This is a genomic window from Taibaiella soli (assembly GCF_003236175.1).
Lineage (GTDB): Bacteria > Bacteroidota > Bacteroidia > Chitinophagales > Chitinophagaceae > QKTW01.
Genome location: NZ_QKTW01000002.1, coordinates 40,452 through 59,869 on the forward strand (window position 1 = coordinate 40,452; position 19,418 = coordinate 59,869).

Sequence of the window (19,418 nt, forward strand, 5' to 3'; positions counted from 1 at the left end):
CGCACATGACCACAAGACCTTTACGCGTATCCTTAATTGACGACGATCCCATTTTCCGTTTAACGACCGGTAAAATGTTGCGCTCTTTTGAAGAAAGCCCTGTTGAAATAATGAATTTCGAAAACGGATTGGAAGCCATCGAATATTTCCGGATCCATCAAAACGATCCTGAAAAACTGCCGGATGTCATGTTTATTGATATAAACATGCCGTTTATGAGCGGCTGGGAATTGCTGAATGTACTTACCGAAGAAAATATTGGTTTTGTACATGATATTCCGGTTTATATGCTCAGCTCGTCTACAAGCAAGATAGACCAGAAGCAGGCAGACAATTATAGTTTTTTGAAAGAATACCTGGTAAAACCGGTAAAAAAGGAGCAGTTTTTTGAAATGCTGCGCCTGCAAATAAATGAATTACAAAAGTAATTGGGTGTCTTTAAATTCTCCTGCATAAATACAGCCAGGGTTTTTATATTTTTGCATTCCAATTGAAAGGATTACGATTTTATGTTTGATAATCTTAGTGAGCGGCTTGAGTCCGCGTTTAAGCAGTTGAAAGGCGAAGGCCGTATCTCTGAAATCAATGTTGCCAGTACGATCAAAGAAATTCGTCGGGCGTTGGTAGATGCGGACGTGAACTTTAAAATAGCTAAAGAATTTACCGATAAAGTAAAAGAAAAAGCAACCGGCGAAAAGGTAATTACAGCTGTATCTCCGGGGCAGTTGATGGTAAAGATCGTGAAAGACGAACTGGCCGAACTGATGGGCGGTACAGAGTCGGAGATCAACCTTAATAATAAGCCTACTATTATCCTGATCGCAGGTTTGCAAGGTTCTGGTAAAACAACTTTCTCCGGTAAACTGGCAAATTTCCTGAAATCTAAAAAAGGCCGCAATCCATTGCTCGTGGCTGCCGACATCTATCGTCCGGCGGCGATCGATCAGTTGAAAGTACTCGGAGAACAGATCAAAGTACCGGTGTACAGCGAGCCTGAAAATAAAGATGCGGTAGCCATTGCGCAGAATGCCATCGCGGAAGCGAAGAAAAATGGCAATGGTGTTGTGATCATCGATACTGCCGGTCGTTTGGCGATCGATGAGGTAATGATGACCGAAGTAGCGAACGTAAAAGCTGCCGTTCAGCCACATGAAATCCTCTTTGTAGTGGATTCCATGACCGGTCAGGATGCGGTGAATACAGCTAAAGCCTTCAATGATCGTCTCAATTTTACCGGTGTTGTACTTACCAAACTTGACGGTGATACACGCGGTGGTGCGGCACTCTCCATCCGTTATACTGTTGACAAGCCGATTAAGTTTGTGAGCATGGGTGAAAAACTCGATACACTCGATGTTTTCTATCCGGAACGTATGGCGCAGCGTATTCTCGGCATGGGTGACATTACGACGCTCGTAGAACGCGCACAGGCGCAGTTTGACGAAGCGCAGGCTAAAAAGCTCGAGAAGAAAATCCGCAATAACAAATTTGATTTCGAAGACTTTAAGGAACAACTTGGCCAGATCAAGAAGATGGGTAACATCAAAGATTTGCTGGCAATGATTCCGGGCGTCGGAAAAGCAATTAAGGATATCGATATCAGCGACGATGCATTTAAAGGTATCGAAGCGATCATCAACTCTATGACCCCGTACGAGCGTCAGAATCCGGATGTTATTGATCCGAACCGCCGCCGCCGTATTGCAAAAGGGTGTGGCAAAGATATTTCTGACGTAAACGCGTTTATGAAGCAATTTGAACAGATGCGCCAGATGATGGGGCAGATGGGCAAAATGCGCGGCATGATGCCTGGTATGGGCATGGGTATGCCATTCGGAAAACGTTAAAAAAGAACATTTTTTATACTGAAAATCAACGTTTTTTGATTTGTTGAAAAAACTCTTTAAAAAAAATGCAGTTTCAGTTTTTGTAATTTACATTTTTAACTATCTTCGCATTCCTAAAAAAATTATTTTAAACACGAATAATTTCTATTATTTATGTCAGTAAAGATCCGCCTGCAACGTCATGGCTCTAAGAAACGCCCTTTTTACTTTATCGTAGTAGCGAACAGCACTGCTCCACGTGACGGTAAATTCATTGAAAAACTGGGTACTTACAACCCACTTTCAGTTCCAGCTACAGTTCGTATCAACCGTGAACGCGCACTGCATTGGCTGCAACGTGGCGCTGAGCCAACTAACACATGTCGCCGCATTTTGTCTTTCAAAGGCGTGCTGTACATGAAACACCTTATGCGTGGTGTTACTCTGGGTCTTTTTGACGAAAAGACAGCTTGGGAAAAATTCGAAAAGTGGAACGGAGAGCATGAACAACTCGTTGCAAAACGTGAAGAAGCTCACCGCGCACACAAACAAGAAAAACGCCATAGCACAATGCGTGATTCAGTTCGTCGTGTTGAAGAGAAAATGGCTGCTAAAGCTGCTGCTCAACAACCAACTGAAGGAGCTGAAGAAGCTGCTGGTGAACAACAGGAAGGTTAATACTGGCATTTTACCAAGAGATATAAATGGTCTCCACAATTTTGTGGAGACCATTTTGTTTAAATGATAATCTGCATTAAAAAACGGGTTATTGTTTTTTTGAATGCACTACTATACTTTTGCCTAAAATTTTTTAATGAAACCGATATCCTATTTGGCGATAGCAGCCATTGCATTGTTTAACAGCATTAATGCTAAAGCTCAGTTTTCAACGTCCTGTCTCACCGATAGCATTAATATCAGTACCGGGATTGATTATGCGACTGGTAATCCTTATGCAGCTTCGCCCTCAAGCGCTAGTCCGGTATTGGATAAATACTGGCAGATTACCGGAATGCCAACCAACACTACAGGTCTTACAGCGCCTGCCTGTGCACAAATGTTGCTTAGTTCTTTGCTCAGCACAAATATTACTCCCAACGATAGCAATAGCCGTTGGATTGCAGTTGTGGCAAATGCTTATGAGACAAACACCGCACAACTGTCGCCGCTGGGAAGCTTTTTCTGGAATTGCTCTCCCAACATGCCATACAATCCAACCAGCACACCTACGACTTTTACCAGAAGTTTTTATGTTCAGTCGACTAATGCAAGCGAATCCATCACTATTGACCTGACGAAAGTTTGGGGTGATGATTATGTAACCTTATATTTAGATCATAATACAGTAATCTATAAAGACCAGACAACTTCCCAAACCGGCGGTGTTGCAGGTCCAAGCGCCTCATTTAACGTAACTCCCGGTTTGCACACGATTGAAGCGCGCCTCTGGGACATTTCAGGAAACACAAGTTGTATGCGTCTTCGTGCAAGCATTAAATCAGCGAACAATGTTCTGGTAAGCAATAGCTGTTTCGGTTTAACAGACAGCGCCTGTCATCTTATTCCGGTACCGGTTGATACTACTAGTACGGGTACAACGGATACAACCGGCACAACTGGTACGGACACAACCGGAACTGGTGGTACAGGTACAACGGGACAAGAAGGTGTTGTTTCTGTAAACCAGGTTCAGGCAAGCATTTACACTTATCCGAATCCGGTAAAAGATCAATTGTTTATTCAGGTTTCGAAAGCAATTCCAACTGCAGTTACTGTTTATATCTACAACACTAACGGACAACTGGTATCGCAACGTCAGCTTAAATCAATGTCTGCAAACCAGAGCACTGCTATCGACGTACAGTCATTGCCAGCAGGTATGTATTTTATGAAGCTTTACAGTGACAAGCAGGAGTTAATTTCCCGCTTCGCGAAATATTAAAACAGAGCATTTGCTCGAAAAATAGAAATGGCCTCCCCAGTATTGGGGAGGCCATTTCTATTTTTGAACGTTCTCTCGAATAGTTTTTTATGTGTGTTGATTTTGTGAATGTGTTACTATAGTTTTGTTCAAAATTTATTTATGAAAAAACCTATATCTTATCTGGCGGTGTCCGCTATTGCTTTGTTTAGCGGTATTTCTGCCCACGCGCAGTATGCTGCATCCTGCCTCTCCGATAGTATTAATATCAGTACGGGAATTGATTACACTACTGGTAATGCTTATCCGGCTTCCACCTCAAGCGCCAGTCCGGTTTTGGATAAATACTGGCGGATTACCGGTATTCCTTCAAATACGACGGGCCTTACAGCGCCGACCTGTTCTCAAATGCTACTTGGTTCTTTGTTGAGCACCGGTATCGAGAATAATGACCTTGAAAGTCGCTGGATCGCCGTTGTGGCAAATGCCTACGAAACAAATACAACGCAGCTGGACCCGACAGGAAACTTTTTCTGGAATTGTCCACCGAGCACGCCGTATGCGCCTACCACTACACCTACGACTTTTACCAGGAGTTTTTATGTACAGTCTACAGCGCCGGCTGAGCCTATCACGATCAATCTGACTAAGGTTTGGGGCGATGATTATGTAACGCTGTATCTGGATCACACGACACCGATTTATGCGCCGGGTTTTTCTGAGACTTACGGTGTTACAGGGCCAAATGTTTCTTTTAATGTGCCACCGGGTCTGCATACCATTGAGGCTCGTTTGTGGGATGTTTCCGGAAAAACAACCTGTGTTCGTTTTCATGCAAATATTACCGCTGCAAATAATGTACTTGTAAGTAATACCTGCTTCGGTATTACTGACGAATCATGTAATCTTATTGTTCCGATAGGTACCGATACAACTACAGGTAACCAGTCCAGCGGTATTCATCATGCGCCTACGAGTGTAAATACGGTTAATCAGGTTCCTTTAACTGTGTACACTTATCCTAATCCAGCGAAAGATCAGTTATTTGTTCAGGTTTCTGATGATATATCAACAGCGGTGTCTGTTTTGATATATAACGCCAATGGGCAAATGGTGTCTCAGCAAGAGTTTAAAACCATGTCTGCAGGGCAAAGCACACCGGTTGACGTAACGTCGCTGGCGCCTGGTATGTATTTCATGAAACTTTATAGTGGTAAGCAAGAATTAATCTCTCGCTTCGCTAAGTATTAATTCTGAACTTTATTATTTTTAGGGCCCTCTGGATACAGAGGGCCTGTTTTTTATTAGTACACATAACAATTATGGATAAGAATTACGAGTCAATATATCATGATGAAGAAGAGCGGAACTGGTGGTTTAAGGGGCGCAGGGATGCGGTAAAAGACATGATACGTCGCTACAACATTCCTAAAGATGCCCGCATTATTGATATTGGTTGTGCAGGTGGCGCTTTGCTGGTGGAATTGAAAGAATTAGGCTATGAGAATCTCTATGCGCTCGATTACAGTGCGGAGGCGATTGAATTATGTAAAAAACGCGGTATCGAACATGCCTATCAGATGGACGGACATGATCCGCAATTTCCAGAAGGTACTTTCGATCTGATTATTGCTTCGGATTCATTAGAGCATCTGGAGGATGATAATAAGGCGCTGAAAAACTGGTATAAAATTCTGAAGGCAGGCGGAAAAGTTTTCATTTATGTGCCTGCTTACGAATTTCTCTGGAGTGAGCATGACGAAGTGAACTTTCACTATCGTCGTTATACCCGTACCAATCTTTCTGCCAAGGTGAAGGCAAACGGTTTTAAAATTATCAAAGCAGGTTATTGGAATAATCTGATTTTGCTGCCGACGATGACAGTGCGTTTGCTGAGCAAGCTGAAACCAAAGCGCAAAAAAGAAGAAATGAAAAGTGATTTGCTACAGCTGTCCGATCCGGTAAATAATATGCTGACGAGTTGGCTGAAGCTGGAAAACAGTATGAACAAAGTTTTGCATTTGCCGTTTGGTGTGTCTACTTATGTAATCGTTTCAAAATAAAAATTCTTCCAAAGAAAATAATTTATGTCTCAATCTGTTTCGTTGCAACCGGCAGAAAATAAAAACTGGAGAAACATATTTATCCTGTTCAGTATCCTTATTCTGATCATCATGCCTGCGCTGAGTCACAGCTATGGGCAAACGGGTGATGAATGGATACAGATCGATTACGGGCAGTTTATCTGGGACTATTTCTTCAAAGGAGATAAACAAGCCCTTGATTTTACGAACAAGCAGTTTCAGTATTCGCATCAGGAATATTACGGCGGCGTATTTGATTTTCCGATGACGGTGCTGCACCATTGGTTTCCTTCAATTGGTCTGCTGGCACTCCGGCATTTTTTCAATTCGATACTCGGGGCCTTGCTCATGGTCTTTACCGGCCTTTTAGGTTTCCGGTTGACGAAAAGATGGTCTGTTGGTGTGATTGCGTTGTTGTTTATCATCTTCTCCCCACGCATTTTTGGCGAAGGCATGAACAATCCGAAGGACATTCCTTTTGCAACGGGCTTTACCATCGCCATGTTTTTCCTTATTAGTCTGCTGGAGCAAATGCCGCGTAAGTTCTGGAGAAATGTGATTGGGCTTGGACTTGGCTGGGGACTTGCATTTGGTTTGCGTGCTGCCGGGGGCGTGTTGTTTGTAGCTTATCTCGTGTTGTTTACGGCATTGTATTATATCCTCAATAAGGATTGGAAAGAGACTTTGCAGAAAGACAATAAAAAACTGCTTAAGAAACTGGTGCTGGGTCTTTTTGTGGGTGTGGCAATAGGCTATATCATTGGCTTGAGTACATGGCCCTGGGGAATGCAGTCGCCAATCAGTAATCCGCTGGAGTCGCTGAAAGGAATGGCGAATCGCGAAGTGTCGATCCGCGTGCTTTTTGAAGGGCAATATTTTCGCAGTGATCGTATGCCGTGGTATTACGAATTGAAATGGATCTTTATTTCTAATCCGGTAATCGTATTGCTTGGTGCTGTTCTGTTTGTTGTTTTATCGTTGCAGATCAGAAAGCGCTACGGAACTTTTGTTGTGATTGTGTTGCTGTTTAGTGCACTGTTTCCGTTGCTGTACATGATCTATAAACACTCTACTGTATACGATTCGTGGCGTCACGTATTTTTCGTGTATCCTTACTGGGTGGTGATGGGGGCTATCGGCATCGACATGATCGGAACGTTTATTAAAAATCCGAAGCTGAATTGGGTACCGCCGGCGATTGCGATTGTTGGTTTATTGCCAGCTATTGTCTGGACGATCAGAAGCCATCCGAATCAGGTTGTTTATTTTAATGAACTCCAGGGTGGGGTAAAGGGTGCCTACGGCAAATATGATCTTGACTACTATCAGAATTCCGGTTATCAGGCGGCGCAGTGGATTGAGCAAAATGCGAAGCCGGTCCCTGGACGAAAAATAGTGGTGCTCACGAACCTCTCCGGTGTCAACAGGTACTTTGAAAAAGACAGTAGCTGGATAGCTGCGGATTATCAACGCTGGAACAATCGCCATGTTCGTGCTTATGATTATTACATAGCTTATCCCCGTTTCATCTCTGTTGAACAATTAGAAAGTGGAACCTGGCCTCCTGCGGGTGCTACCGTGCACAAGGTAGAAGTAGATGGTGTGCCGTTATGCGTGGTTGTGGAACAGAAAAATAAGGACGGTATTTTAGCCGCCGAGGCGTTTGAGAAAAAGGATTATGCTACTGCTGCGCAGAAATACGCAAGTTTTGTTCAGACAGATAATTCAGATGAAAATGCTTATATGAATTATGCGATTTCTCTCGCTTCCATTGGGCAGATTGATGCGGGGATTCAGGCAATTCAGCGCGCTGCGCAGATTGATCCGTCCAGACCAGAGTTTTTCCAGATTATGGCACAGCTATATCAGGCAAAGGGTGACACGAATGCCGCTCAGAATGCGATGAACCAGGCGCAGTCAATTATGATGAAAGAGCCGGAAGAAGAATAAATTTTAGCCTAATACGCAATGCCTGACGCCTAAAGCTGTTTATGACATTGACAGTTTTGGGCGTTAAGCTTTAGGCCATAAAAAGAAGAACCCCGACGATCGTCGGGGTTCTTCTTTTTATATCGTTTAAGATTTATCTGGTTGAATATGCCTTATGGTGGTTTTGCTGTTGATACTCGTTTCCAGAAAGCCAGATTTGGCATGAACATTAAGGAATAACAATATGGCGATGATTGCAATATAGAAACTTACTAGAATTGCAGTCGTCCATTTAGCCTTACTTTCCGATTTCCGTAAACCGTAGATCATCTAAAGAGGTAGTTTTGTCTGAATATGCTATAGTTATTGGGTGACAATAATACATGTTTAAAACGTTGGAATAAGTTTTTTATTGTGAGATTTTTGTCAAATAATTTTTGATAAATAATTATGAAAATAATAAGAGTTTATTTATCTGTTTAATTGATTAATAGGTAAATAGTTATTTGAGTTTGTTGCCACAGAGACAGGAATTGGAAAAATATTATTTTCTTTAATTTGGAACTTTTGGAATAAATTTTGATAATTATTTTTTCTCTCCGTATATTTGCAGTCCCTTTTTGCAGGGGGGCTAGCACGTGCAAAATTATTTATTGACCAACAAAGCTTATTAATACAGCATCTGACCTGTACTGAAAGATAATCTCTTTTAGGGCAGGATTTTCTTGTTTGCGTAAACTGGAGTTTTAATATATTATGGCTATAACACAAAAAAGAACCGCTTCTGGTCGCATCAACTTTGGTAAAATCCATGATGTTGCCGATACGCCTGATCTGCTTGGTATTCAGCTACAGTCCTTCCAGGACTTCTTCCAGCTGGAAACTACGCCTGATAAGCGTAATAACGAAGGGTTGTTCCGGGTATTTAAGGAAAATTTTCCGATCACCGACACCCGTAACATCTTCGTTCTTGAGTTTCTTGATTATTTCGTTGATCCGCCACGCTATACAATCGATGAGTGTATGGAGCGCGGACTCACGTATTCCGTTCCTCTTAAAGCCAAATTGCGACTGAGCTGTAACGATGAAGAACACGTAGATTTCGAAACGATTGTGCAGGATGTATTCCTCGGAAATATCCCGTACATGACTCCGCGTGGTACTTTCGTTATTAACGGCGCTGAGCGTGTGGTTGTATCTCAGCTTCACCGCTCTCCGGGTGTATTCTTCGGACAAAGTGTGCATCCAAACGGTACCAAAATCTATTCTGCCCGTGTGATTCCTTTCAAAGGTGCATGGATGGAATTTGCTACCGATATCAACAACGTGATGTATGCGTACATCGACCGTAAGAAGAAATTCCCGGTAACAACGTTGCTCCGTGCTATTGGCTACGAAACAGATAAGGATATCCTCCAGCTGTTTGGTATGGCTGATGAAGTGAAATGTGACCGTAAGAGCCTGGAAGCTAACATCGGCCGTCGCCTGGCTGCCCGTGTACTGCGTAGCTGGACTGAAGATTTCGTGGATGAGGATACCGGTGAAGTAGTTTCTATCGAACGTAATGAAATCGTTCTGGACCGTGACAATGTGCTTGATGAAGAAAATGCTGCGATGATCCAGGAAATGGGTATCAAAACTGTATTCCTTCAGAAAGAAGAAGTAAGCGGCGATTATTCCATCATCTACAATACTTTAAATAAAGATACTTCTAACTCAGAACTGGAAGCCGTTCAGCATATCTACCGCCAACTCCGTGGTAGCGATGCTCCGGATGACGAAACAGCGCGTGGTATCATTGAGAAATTGTTCTTCAGTGATAAACGTTATGATCTGGGTGAAGTAGGTCGTTATAAAATCAACCGTAAACTGGGTCTGGATGTTTCTCTGGATTCTAAAGTACTCAGCAAGGAAGATATCATTTCGATCATTAAATATCTGGTAAGACTGACGAACGGTAAAGCGGAAATCGATGATATCGATCACCTGAGCAACCGTCGTGTACGTACTGTAGGTGAACAATTGTTCGCTCAGTTCGGTGTAGGTCTGGCTCGTATGGCCCGTACCATCCGCGAACGTATGAATGTACGTGACAACGAGGTGTTCACGCCAATCGATCTGATCAATGCCCGTACGTTGTCTTCTGTTATCAACTCATTCTTTGGTACTTCTCAGCTTTCTCAGTTCCTTGATCAGACCAATCCGCTGTCTGAAATCACGCACAAGCGTCGTATTTCTGCCCTCGGTCCCGGCGGTCTGAGTCGTGAACGTGCAGGCTTCGAGGTTCGTGACGTACACTATAGCCACTACGGTCGTCTTTGTACCATCGAAACTCCGGAAGGTCCGAACATTGGTCTGATCTCTACACTTTGCGTACACGCGAAGATCAACGAGATGGGCTTTATCGAAACTCCTTACCGTAAGGTAAAAGAAGGTAAAGTAGACCTGAAACACGAAATTTACCTGAGTGCAGAAGAAGAAGATCTGGCTAAGATCGCGCAGGCCAACGTGCCGCTCGATGAAAAAGGCCATTTCGCTGAAGAAAAAGTAAAATCACGTCAGACAGGCGACTTCCCGATCCTGGATCGCGAAGAAGTGGAATACATGGACGTTGCACCAAACCAGATTGTAGGTTTGTCTGCATCCCTGATTCCGTTCCTGGAGCACGATGATGCCAACCGTGCATTGATGGGATCAAACATGCAACGTCAGGCAGTACCATTGTTACGTCCGCAAACGCCGATCGTAGGTACAGGCCTGGAAGCAAAAGCTGCCCGTGATGCGCGTATCCAGATTCATGCTGAAGGTAAAGGTGTGATCGAATACGTTGATGCTAAAGAAATCCATGTTCGTTACGACCGTAATGACAAAGATCGTCTGGTATCATTCGAAGATGATCTGAAAGTTTACACACTTACTAAGTATAAAAAGACCAACCAAAGTACCAATATCACATTGCACCCTTGCGTACGCAAAGGCCAGAAAGTAGTAGAAGGCGACTTCCTGACTGAAGGTTATGCAACACAAGGCGGTGAGCTGGCACTGGGCCGTAACCTGAAAGTGGCGTTCATGCCTTGGAAAGGTTACAACTTTGAGGATGCGATCGTAATCAACGAAAAAGTAGTGCGCGAAGACTGGTTCACATCTGTTCACATTGATGAATACGAACTGGAAGTACGTGACACTAAACTCGGTGAAGAAGAACTGACTCCAGATATCCCGAACGTTTCTGAAGAAGCAACCAAAGACCTCGATGAAAACGGTATTATCCGCATCGGTGCACACGTTGGTGAAGGTGATATCCTGATCGGCAAGATCACTCCGAAAGGTGAAACAGATCCGACTCCGGAAGAAAAACTGCTCCGCGCGATCTTCGGTGATAAAGCCGGCGACGCGAAAGATGCTTCTCTGAAAGCTCCGAGTGGTACTGAAGGTATCGTGATCAACAAACAATTGTTCCAACGCGCTAAAAAAGATAAAAACTCTAAGGTTCGTGAAAAAGCTCAGCTTGAAAAAATTGAAGCGACACACGAGAAAAACCTGGAAGCGCTGAAAACATTGTTGCTGGATAAACTGATGACTTTGCTGAAAGACAAATCATCTACTGGTATTACCAACAACTTCGGTGAACTGGTAATCAGTAAAGGTGGCAAGTTCAATAGCAAAACACTGGGTTCTATCGACTACGCAAACGTTAATCCACTGGGTTGGACCGGCGATGCTGAAATCGATGGTTCTATCAACCAACTGTTGCACAACTACAATATCAAGTATAACGAAGAACTCGGCCGTTACAAACGTGAGAAATTCAACCTCAGCATCGGTGATGAATTGCCAGCTGGCGTACTGAAACTTGCTAAAGTGTATCTCGCGAGCAAACGTAAACTGAAAGTAGGTGATAAGATGGCCGGTCGTCACGGTAACAAAGGTATCGTTGCCCGTATTACACGTGCGGAAGACATGCCGTTCCTCGAAGACGGTACTCCGGTAGATATCGTACTGAACCCACTTGGTGTACCTTCCCGTATGAACCTTGGTCAGATCTATGAAACGATCCTGGGCTGGGCTGGTGAAAAACTGGGTGTGAAATTCGCTACGCCAATCTTTGACGGTGCTGCAGTTTCTGAAATTGAAGAACTGATCGGTGATGCGAAATTGCCTGAGTTCGGTCACACTTACCTGTTTGATGGTGAAACCGGTGAACGTTTCCACCAGAAAGCAACCGTAGGTATTATCTATATGATCAAACTGCACCACATGGTTGATGATAAAATGCACGCGCGTTCTATCGGACCATACTCGCTCATCACACAACAGCCGTTGGGTGGTAAAGCACAGTTCGGTGGTCAGCGTTTTGGTGAAATGGAGGTTTGGGCGCTGGAAGCATATGGTGCTGCCAACATCCTGCAAGAGCTCCTCACACTGAAATCAGATGATATCATGGGTCGTGCGAAGACTTACGAAGCCATCGTAAAAGGTGATAACGTGCCAAAAGCCGGTATCCCTGAATCATTCAACGTATTGGTGAATGAATTACGTGGTCTGGGTCTGGAACTCAAATTCGAATAGTATTCTTATAGTAGAAGCATCAGGTAGCAGTTTGTTACCTGGTTCTTCTTACGAAATGGAAACAAATTATTGTAAGTAGTTAGCTCGGGTATCTTGATGAGAATAGATTTAGAATTGTCAGGATTGATTACCGAAGACAGAGAATGATAAACGGATTAAGCAAAAAGCTAGCTTGATACTTGATACTTGCTACTTAATACTAAAACAAAAAACACGTCTTTTTCAATATGGCTATTAAAAAGGATAACCGTCCGAAATCTGGCTTTAATAAAATCACCATCAGTCTGGCATCTCCTGATGCTATCCTGGACCGTTCTTACGGTGAGGTGCTGAAGCCTGAGACAATTAACTATCGTACGTACAAACCGGAACGTGATGGTTTGTTCTGCGAAAAAATATTCGGCCCTGTAAAGGACTATGAATGTTACTGTGGTAAGTACAAACGTATCCGTTATAAGGGTATCGTGTGTGACCGTTGTGGTGTAGAAGTAACTGAAAAGAAAGTGCGTCGCGAGCGCATGGGTCACATCAAACTGGTTGTACCTATCGTACATATCTGGTATTTCAAGAGCTTACCAAACAAAATTGGTTACCTCCTGGGTACTGGTTCTAAAAGACTCGAAAGCATTGTTTACTACGAACGTTATGTAGTAATTCAAGGTGGTGAGGCTGAAGATCTGATCCGTCAGAAACTGAACCTGCGCGATTCTGAAAAAACAGAACTGCAGCAGCTCACAGAAGATGAATATCTGGAAATCCTGGATAGCATCTCTAAAGAAAATCAGCATTTACCAGAAGAAGATCCAAACAAATTCATCGCTAAGATGGGTGCCGAGGCAGTTCACACAATGCTGTCCCGCATCGATCTGGATCAATTGTCTTACGATCTTCGTAATGCTGCGGCAAACGAAACTTCTCAGCAACGTAAACAAGAGGCGCTGAAACGCCTGAGCGTTGTAGAAGCTTTCCGTGATGCCAACACACGTGTAGAAAACCGCCTGGAATGGATGGTAATGCAGTATCTGCCGGTTATTCCACCGGAACTGCGTCCACTCGTACCTCTGGATGGTGGCCGTTTTGCGTCTTCTGATCTGAATGACCTCTACCGTCGTGTAATTATCCGTAACAACCGTCTGAAACGTCTCATTGAGATCAAGGCTCCGGAAGTAATCTTACGTAACGAAAAGCGTATGTTGCAGGAAGCAGTTGACTCTCTGTTTGACAACTCACGTAAATCAAACGCTGTAAAAGCTGAAGGTGGTCGTGCGCTGAAATCACTTTCAGATGTATTGAAAGGTAAACAAGGTCGTTTCCGTCAAAACTTGCTTGGTAAACGTGTTGACTACTCCGGTCGTTCTGTAATCGTAGTAGGTCCTGAAATGAAACTGCACGAATGTGGTCTTCCAAAAGACATGGCTGCAGAGCTTTTCAAACCGTTTATCATCCGTAAGCTGATTGAACGCGGTATTGTAAAAACCGTTAAGAGTGCGAAGAAACTGGTAGAACGTAAAGAAAGTGTGGTTTGGGATATCCTGGAAAATGTGCTGAAAGGCCATCCGGTTCTCCTCAACCGTGCCCCGACGCTCCACCGTCTTTCAATCCAGGCATTCCAGCCCCGCCTCATCGAAGGTAAAGCGATCCAACTGCACCCGCTCGTGTGTTCTGCGTTCAACGCCGATTTCGATGGTGACCAGATGGCCGTTCACGTTCCGTTGAGTCACGCAGCAATCCTGGAAGCACAATTGCTGATGCTTGCTTCTCACAATATCCTTAACCCGCAAAACGGTACGCCGATCACGCTTCCTTCTCAGGACATGGTGCTTGGTCTGTATTACATCTCCAAAGGCAAGAAAACTATGGGTGATGTTGTGGTGAAAGGTGAGGGCAAAGCATTCTATAGCGCAGAAGAAGTTATCATTGCACATAACGAAGGCCGCGTTGATCTGCATGCGTGGATCAAAGTAAAAGCTGACGTTCGTACCAAAGATGGTTCTCTGGAAAGACAACTGATCGAAACTACAGTAGGTCGTGTGTTGTTTAACCAGTTCGTACCGAAAACAAATGGTTACGTAAACGCATTGCTGACTAAGAAATCACTGCGTGAAATCATCGGTAACATCCTGAAAAATACCAACATCCCACAAACTGTACAGTTCCTTGATGATATCAAAACATTAGGTTTCCGTACGGCGTTCCGTGGTGGTCTGTCGTTTAACCCTGCGGATCTTACCATCCCAGAAGTTAAAGAAGAACTGATCGCAGCAGCGCAAGGTGAAGTGGAAGAAGTATGGGATAACTATAACATGGGTCTGATCACGAATAACGAACGTTATAACCAGATCATCGATATCTGGTCACGTGTGGATACTCGTGTAACAGAAACGCTGATCCGTGAAATGGCAAATGATAAACAAGGTTTCAACTCTGTTTACATGATGCTGGATTCCGGTGCCCGTGGTTCTAAACAACAGGTAAAACAGCTCGCAGGTCTTCGTGGTCTGATGGCGAAACCTCGTCGTTCTGGTTCTACTGGTTCAGAGATCATCGAAAACCCGATCCTTTCCAACTTTAAAACAGGTCTGTCAGTACTTGAGTACTTCATCTCTACGCACGGTGCGCGTAAAGGTCTTGCCGATACCGCCCTTAAAACAGCGGATGCCGGTTACCTGACTCGTCGTCTCGTAGACGTTGCACAAGATGTGGTAATCAATGATGAAGACTGTGGTACACTTCGTGGTATTGCAACTTCTGCACTGAAAGACAACGAAGAAATCGTAGAACCGCTGTACGATCGTATCCTCGGCCGTACTTCCCTCCACGATGTATTCGATCCGCATACAGATGAATTGCTGGTAGCAGCTGGTTCTGAAATCACTGAAGATATCGCGAAAGCTATTGAAGACAGTGCAATCGATACAGTTGAAATCCGTTCCGTACTGACGTGTGAAGCCCGTCGTGGTGTATGTTCTAAGTGTTATGGTAAAAACCTGGCAACCGGTTACATGGCACAGAGAGGTGATGCAGTTGGTATCATCGCGGCACAGTCGATCGGTGAACCAGGTACACAGCTGACACTCCGTACCTTCCACGTGGGTGGTGTGGCGAGCTCTTCAGCTACCGATTCTAACCTCGCTGCTCGTTTCGACGGTACTATCCAGTTCGATGGTCTGCGTACTACTAAGTACACTGATGTTGAAGGCGAAGAACAAGTAATGGTTATCGGTCGTACCGGTGAGGTGCGTATCGTAGACGTTACCAACGATCGTCTGATGATCACAAACAACATTCCTTACGGTTCTATCCTGAAAGTAAAAGACGGACAGAAAGTAGCGAAAGGCGATGTGCTTTGTACATGGGATCCGTTTAACGCGATTATCCTTTCTGAAATCAGCGGTAACGTTCGTTTCGAAAACGTAATCGAAGGTGTTACTTACCGTGAAGAAGCGGATGAACAAACAGGTCACCGTGAGAAAGTGGTAATTGAAACCAAAGACAAAACTAAAATCCCTGCGATCCTCGTTGAAGGCAAGGAAATCAAGTCATATAACCTTCCGGTAGGTTCACACATCGTTGTAGAAGACGGTGAAGGTGTACACAACGGTCAGGTACTCGTTAAGATCCCACGTGTGATGGGTCGTAGCCGAGATATCACGGGTGGTCTGCCTCGCGTAACAGAATTGTTTGAGGCACGTAACCCAAGTAACCCAGCTGTAGTAGCAGAAATCGACGGTGTAGTTTCTTTCGGTAACATTAAACGTGGTAACCGTGAAATCATCGTAGAAAGCCGCGAAGGCCTGGTGAAAAAATATCTCGTTCCGCTGACACGCCACATCATGGTTCAGGACGGTGACTTCGTAAAAGCTGGTACTTCATTGTCTGATGGTGCTACAACTCCGAGCGATATCCTTTCTATTAAAGGTCCGTTCGCTGTACAAGAGTACCTGGTAAATGAGATCCAGGAAGTTTACCGCTTACAGGGTGTAAAAATCAACGATAAGCACATTGAGGTGATTGTTCGCCAGATGATGCGTAAGGTAACAATCATCGATCCGGGAGACACTAAATTCCTCGAAGACGATACAGTTGATAAATTCGATTTCATGATCGAAAACGACTGGATCTTCGACAAGAAAGTGATTACCGATGCTGGTGATTCTGAAAGACTGCATCCGGGCCAGATCGCAATGCTGCGTGAAATCCGCGAAGAAAACAGTATCCTCCGTCGTTCTGATAAGAATCCGATCCAATACCGCGACGCACAATCAGCTACATCAGCTCCGTTGCTGCAAGGTATCACGAAGGCTTCACTCGGTACGCACAGCTGGATCTCTGCTGCTTCGTTCCAGGAAACAACGAAAGTATTGTCTCAGGCGTCGATCAACGGTAAATCAGATGATCTGATGGGCTTGAAAGAAAACGTTATCACAGGTAACCTGATCCCAGCTGGTACTGGTATGCGTGAACTGAACGACGTTGTCGTAGGCTCTAAAGAAGAATTTGAACTGTTGCTCGCAAGCAAAGACGTACTGCAGTTTGACGAAGAAGAATAGTAATAATAATTGGACTTACATAGTGAAAGGCTGCCTTAGGGTAGCCTTTCGTCGTTAATAGGTTAATAAGTTGATACGTCGCGATGGTCAGAAATAACCATAACAGTCGTTGTCTGGAATCGTTGTGTACAACGTTTCATAGCGAGATACGAAGCAATCTGCACGTATTTGAGTGCAGCTCGTGTTATGGTGCAGGCTGCTTCCTCCGTCGCAGTGACGCCCGTGTTATGAATAAAAACAGGGGCGTGTTAAATAGTAGCAGTGACGATGAAATGTGCGACGCAACTCAGGTCTGATCGGAGTAGAAATGTTGGTGGCAAAGAAAAGTTATTAAATCTCATGAGCATTGACGTTTGACTTTTCACGTTTCACGAAACGTGACCATTCATCATTGACCATTGACTATTCACCGTAAAAGTCGCAGGAATCCGCCCCTTCGCCGTTATTATCGTTCTGTACATATTGTCATCGCGGATATTTGCTTGAAAATATTGTAGCTTAAAGGAAAGCTATTCTGCTAAACTGAAAACAAAATGAAAAGCAAGCCTTGGTTGATAGTGGTACTGCATGTACTGTGCTGGTTGCTTTACCTGTCACTGCCGTTTATGTTCCGTCCGTCGCATAATTTTCATCATGGACCGGGTGCAATGCCGCCAATGCCGCACCGGGATGAAGGTTTCAATTATTTGTCGATTGCGACGAATGGGTTGTTGATACCGTTGTTTTATTTAAACCTCAATTGGCTGCTGCCGAAATTTTTGACGACGAGAAAATACGGAGCATTTTGGGTTTCGCAGCTGGCGCTGCTTGGCGTTTATTTCGGATCAGTGGAATTAATACTTTGGATTGCAAATCCGATTCGGCACGCACCGTTTTTTATGCAGCTCATTAATTATTTTACCGTGACGATGGTAGCGATCTGTTATCGTTTGCTGGTAGATAATGCAGAGCGGGAGCGTGTTCAGAAAGACAAAGAAACGGAGCATCTGAAATCGGAATTATTGTTTCTGCGCTGGCAGATCAGTCCCCATTTTTTGTTTAACGTGCTGAACAATCTGGTGGCTCTTGCGCGTATGAAATCAGAGAAGATGGAGCCGATGCTGCTGCAGCTTTCTACGCTGATGCGATACATGCTTTATGAAACCGATGATCGCAAAGTGCAGCTTTATCGCGAAGCCGAATACCTGCAAAGTTATATTGCGCTGCAGAGTCTGCGTTTTGGAAACGATGTAAAAGCACATGTGCATATTGACGTACCGGAGCAAACTGTTTATCATATAGAACCGATGCTGCTGATTCCATTCGTCGAAAATGCGTTCAAACATGGTACTGGACTCGTTGATAATCCCGAAATTTATGTAGAGATGATCCTTAAAGACAGTCTTTTGTTTTTTGAGGTGAAAAATAAATACATGCCGCGTCCGCAGGACAGCAAGGACGAAACGCATGGTGTGGGCCTGATGAATGTGCAGAGAAGGCTTAACTTGTTGTATGAAGACAAGTACGACCTCAATGTACGTATTGCAGACGGCTGGTTTGTGTCACTTTTAAAAATTGATCTTGCCTGATGTTAAGTTGTATAATAGTTGATGACGAGCCGCTGGCACTTGATTTGCTCGAAGACAATATTGGTAAAATTCCGTTTCTGGAATTGAAGGGTCGTTGTAAATCGGCAACCGAAGCGTTGACAGTTTTACAGAACGATAGCATCGATCTGGTGTTTTGCGATATTCAGATGCCAGGCTTAAATGGTTTGCAGCTGATCCGTTCATTGGTGACACCACCGATGTTTATTATGATCACAGCATATGAAAATTATGCGGTAGAAGGTTTCAATCTTGATGTGGTAGATTATCTGCTCAAGCCTGTTTCCTTTGATCGTTTTCTGCGTGCCTGCAATAAGGCGCTGGAGAAAAGTAATAGTCGCAATGCGGTGAAAGCTGCACCAGTAAGCAAATCTGAAGAAATACCGACGCCTGGTTATATTTTTCTGCCGGTTGATTATAGCATGGTGAAAATTATGCTGAGTGAAGTCCGTATGATAGAAGCACTGAAAGACTACATCAAAATACATTTTACAAATCATGCCAAACGCCCGCTGCTGGTGCGCATGAGTATGAAAGCAATGGAAGAGATGCTGCCGGGTGCAGCCTTTATCCGTATTCATAAATCGTACATTGTAAGTATTGGTGAAATATCCGCCATCCGGAAAAATGCGCTTTATATCAATGAACTGGAATTACCGATTGGTGAACAGTACAAAGATGCGGTGCTGAAACTTACTTCGCGTCCTATATAATTATAATTGTGAGTGCGCATATGACTTCATTATGGTAATACTGGCGATGAAGTGTGCGACGCAAGGATGCTAAACCGGAGTGGTAGTGCTGGTGGCAAAAGTTTGTTAGTTTCTATAAATTGGAATATAGTGTCGTCGTGACGCCGTGAGAAAATCCGCTACAATAAACATCGCGGAAATCGGGTATTTTGTCGCAATACGCGAAAATCGCGCTGCGCTTGCATTTAGTTTTGGACGCAT

The 19,418-nt window shown here is 44.0% G+C and carries 11 protein-coding genes; all 11 read left to right on the forward strand.

The features are described from left to right. Positions 1 to 5 precede the first annotated feature (5 nt). Complete coding sequence (locus DN068_RS00495) at positions 6 to 428, forward strand: response regulator (RefSeq protein WP_110996917.1); 423 nt, start codon at positions 6 to 8, stop codon at positions 426 to 428. 81 nt (positions 429 to 509) lie between these two features. Then, the gene (ffh, locus tag DN068_RS00500; RefSeq protein ID WP_110996918.1) at positions 510 to 1,847 is read left to right on the forward strand and encodes a signal recognition particle protein; all 1,338 of its coding nucleotides are present in this window, start codon (positions 510 to 512) and stop codon (positions 1,845 to 1,847) included. A gap of 153 nt (positions 1,848 to 2,000) precedes the next feature. After that, positions 2,001 to 2,504 carry a 30S ribosomal protein S16 gene (gene rpsP, locus DN068_RS22445; RefSeq protein ID WP_110996919.1) on the forward strand — a complete coding sequence of 168 codons (504 nt, stop codon included), beginning with the start codon at positions 2,001 to 2,003 and terminating at the stop codon, positions 2,502 to 2,504. A gap of 136 nt (positions 2,505 to 2,640) precedes the next feature. Continuing rightward, entirely contained in the window at positions 2,641 to 3,768 is a 1,128-nt protein-coding gene (locus DN068_RS00510) for a T9SS type A sorting domain-containing protein (RefSeq protein WP_110996920.1), read from the forward strand. A 141-nt stretch (positions 3,769 to 3,909) separates the two neighbouring features. Beyond that, positions 3,910 to 4,998 carry a T9SS type A sorting domain-containing protein gene (locus tag DN068_RS00515; RefSeq protein WP_165836237.1) on the forward strand — a complete coding sequence of 363 codons (1,089 nt, stop codon included), beginning with the start codon at positions 3,910 to 3,912 and terminating at the stop codon, positions 4,996 to 4,998. Between the two features lie 71 nt (positions 4,999 to 5,069). After that, on the forward strand, positions 5,070 to 5,810 hold the full coding sequence (locus DN068_RS00520) for a class I SAM-dependent methyltransferase (protein WP_110996922.1): 741 nt from the start codon (positions 5,070 to 5,072) through the stop codon (positions 5,808 to 5,810). 24 nt (positions 5,811 to 5,834) lie between these two features. After that, positions 5,835 to 7,781, forward strand: a complete 1,947-nt coding sequence (locus DN068_RS00525; protein ID WP_110996923.1) for a tetratricopeptide repeat protein — start codon at positions 5,835 to 5,837, stop codon at positions 7,779 to 7,781. A gap of 735 nt (positions 7,782 to 8,516) precedes the next feature. Beyond that, positions 8,517 to 12,329, forward strand: a complete 3,813-nt coding sequence (rpoB, locus tag DN068_RS00530) for a DNA-directed RNA polymerase subunit beta (protein ID WP_110996924.1) — start codon at positions 8,517 to 8,519, stop codon at positions 12,327 to 12,329. Positions 12,330 to 12,556: 227 nt separating this feature from the next. Further along, a complete protein-coding gene (gene rpoC, locus DN068_RS00535; protein ID WP_110996925.1) occupies positions 12,557 to 16,879 on the forward strand; it encodes a DNA-directed RNA polymerase subunit beta' in 4,323 nt (1,440 codons plus the stop codon). Between the two features lie 533 nt (positions 16,880 to 17,412). Beyond that, positions 17,413 to 18,447, forward strand: a complete 1,035-nt coding sequence (locus DN068_RS00540; RefSeq protein WP_110996926.1) for a sensor histidine kinase — start codon at positions 17,413 to 17,415, stop codon at positions 18,445 to 18,447. Beyond that, the gene (locus DN068_RS00545) at positions 18,447 to 19,178 is read left to right on the forward strand and encodes a LytR/AlgR family response regulator transcription factor (RefSeq protein WP_110996927.1); all 732 of its coding nucleotides are present in this window, start codon (positions 18,447 to 18,449) and stop codon (positions 19,176 to 19,178) included. The genes DN068_RS00540 and DN068_RS00545 overlap by 1 nt, the downstream gene beginning before the upstream one ends. Positions 19,179 to 19,418: the final 240 nt, after the last annotated feature.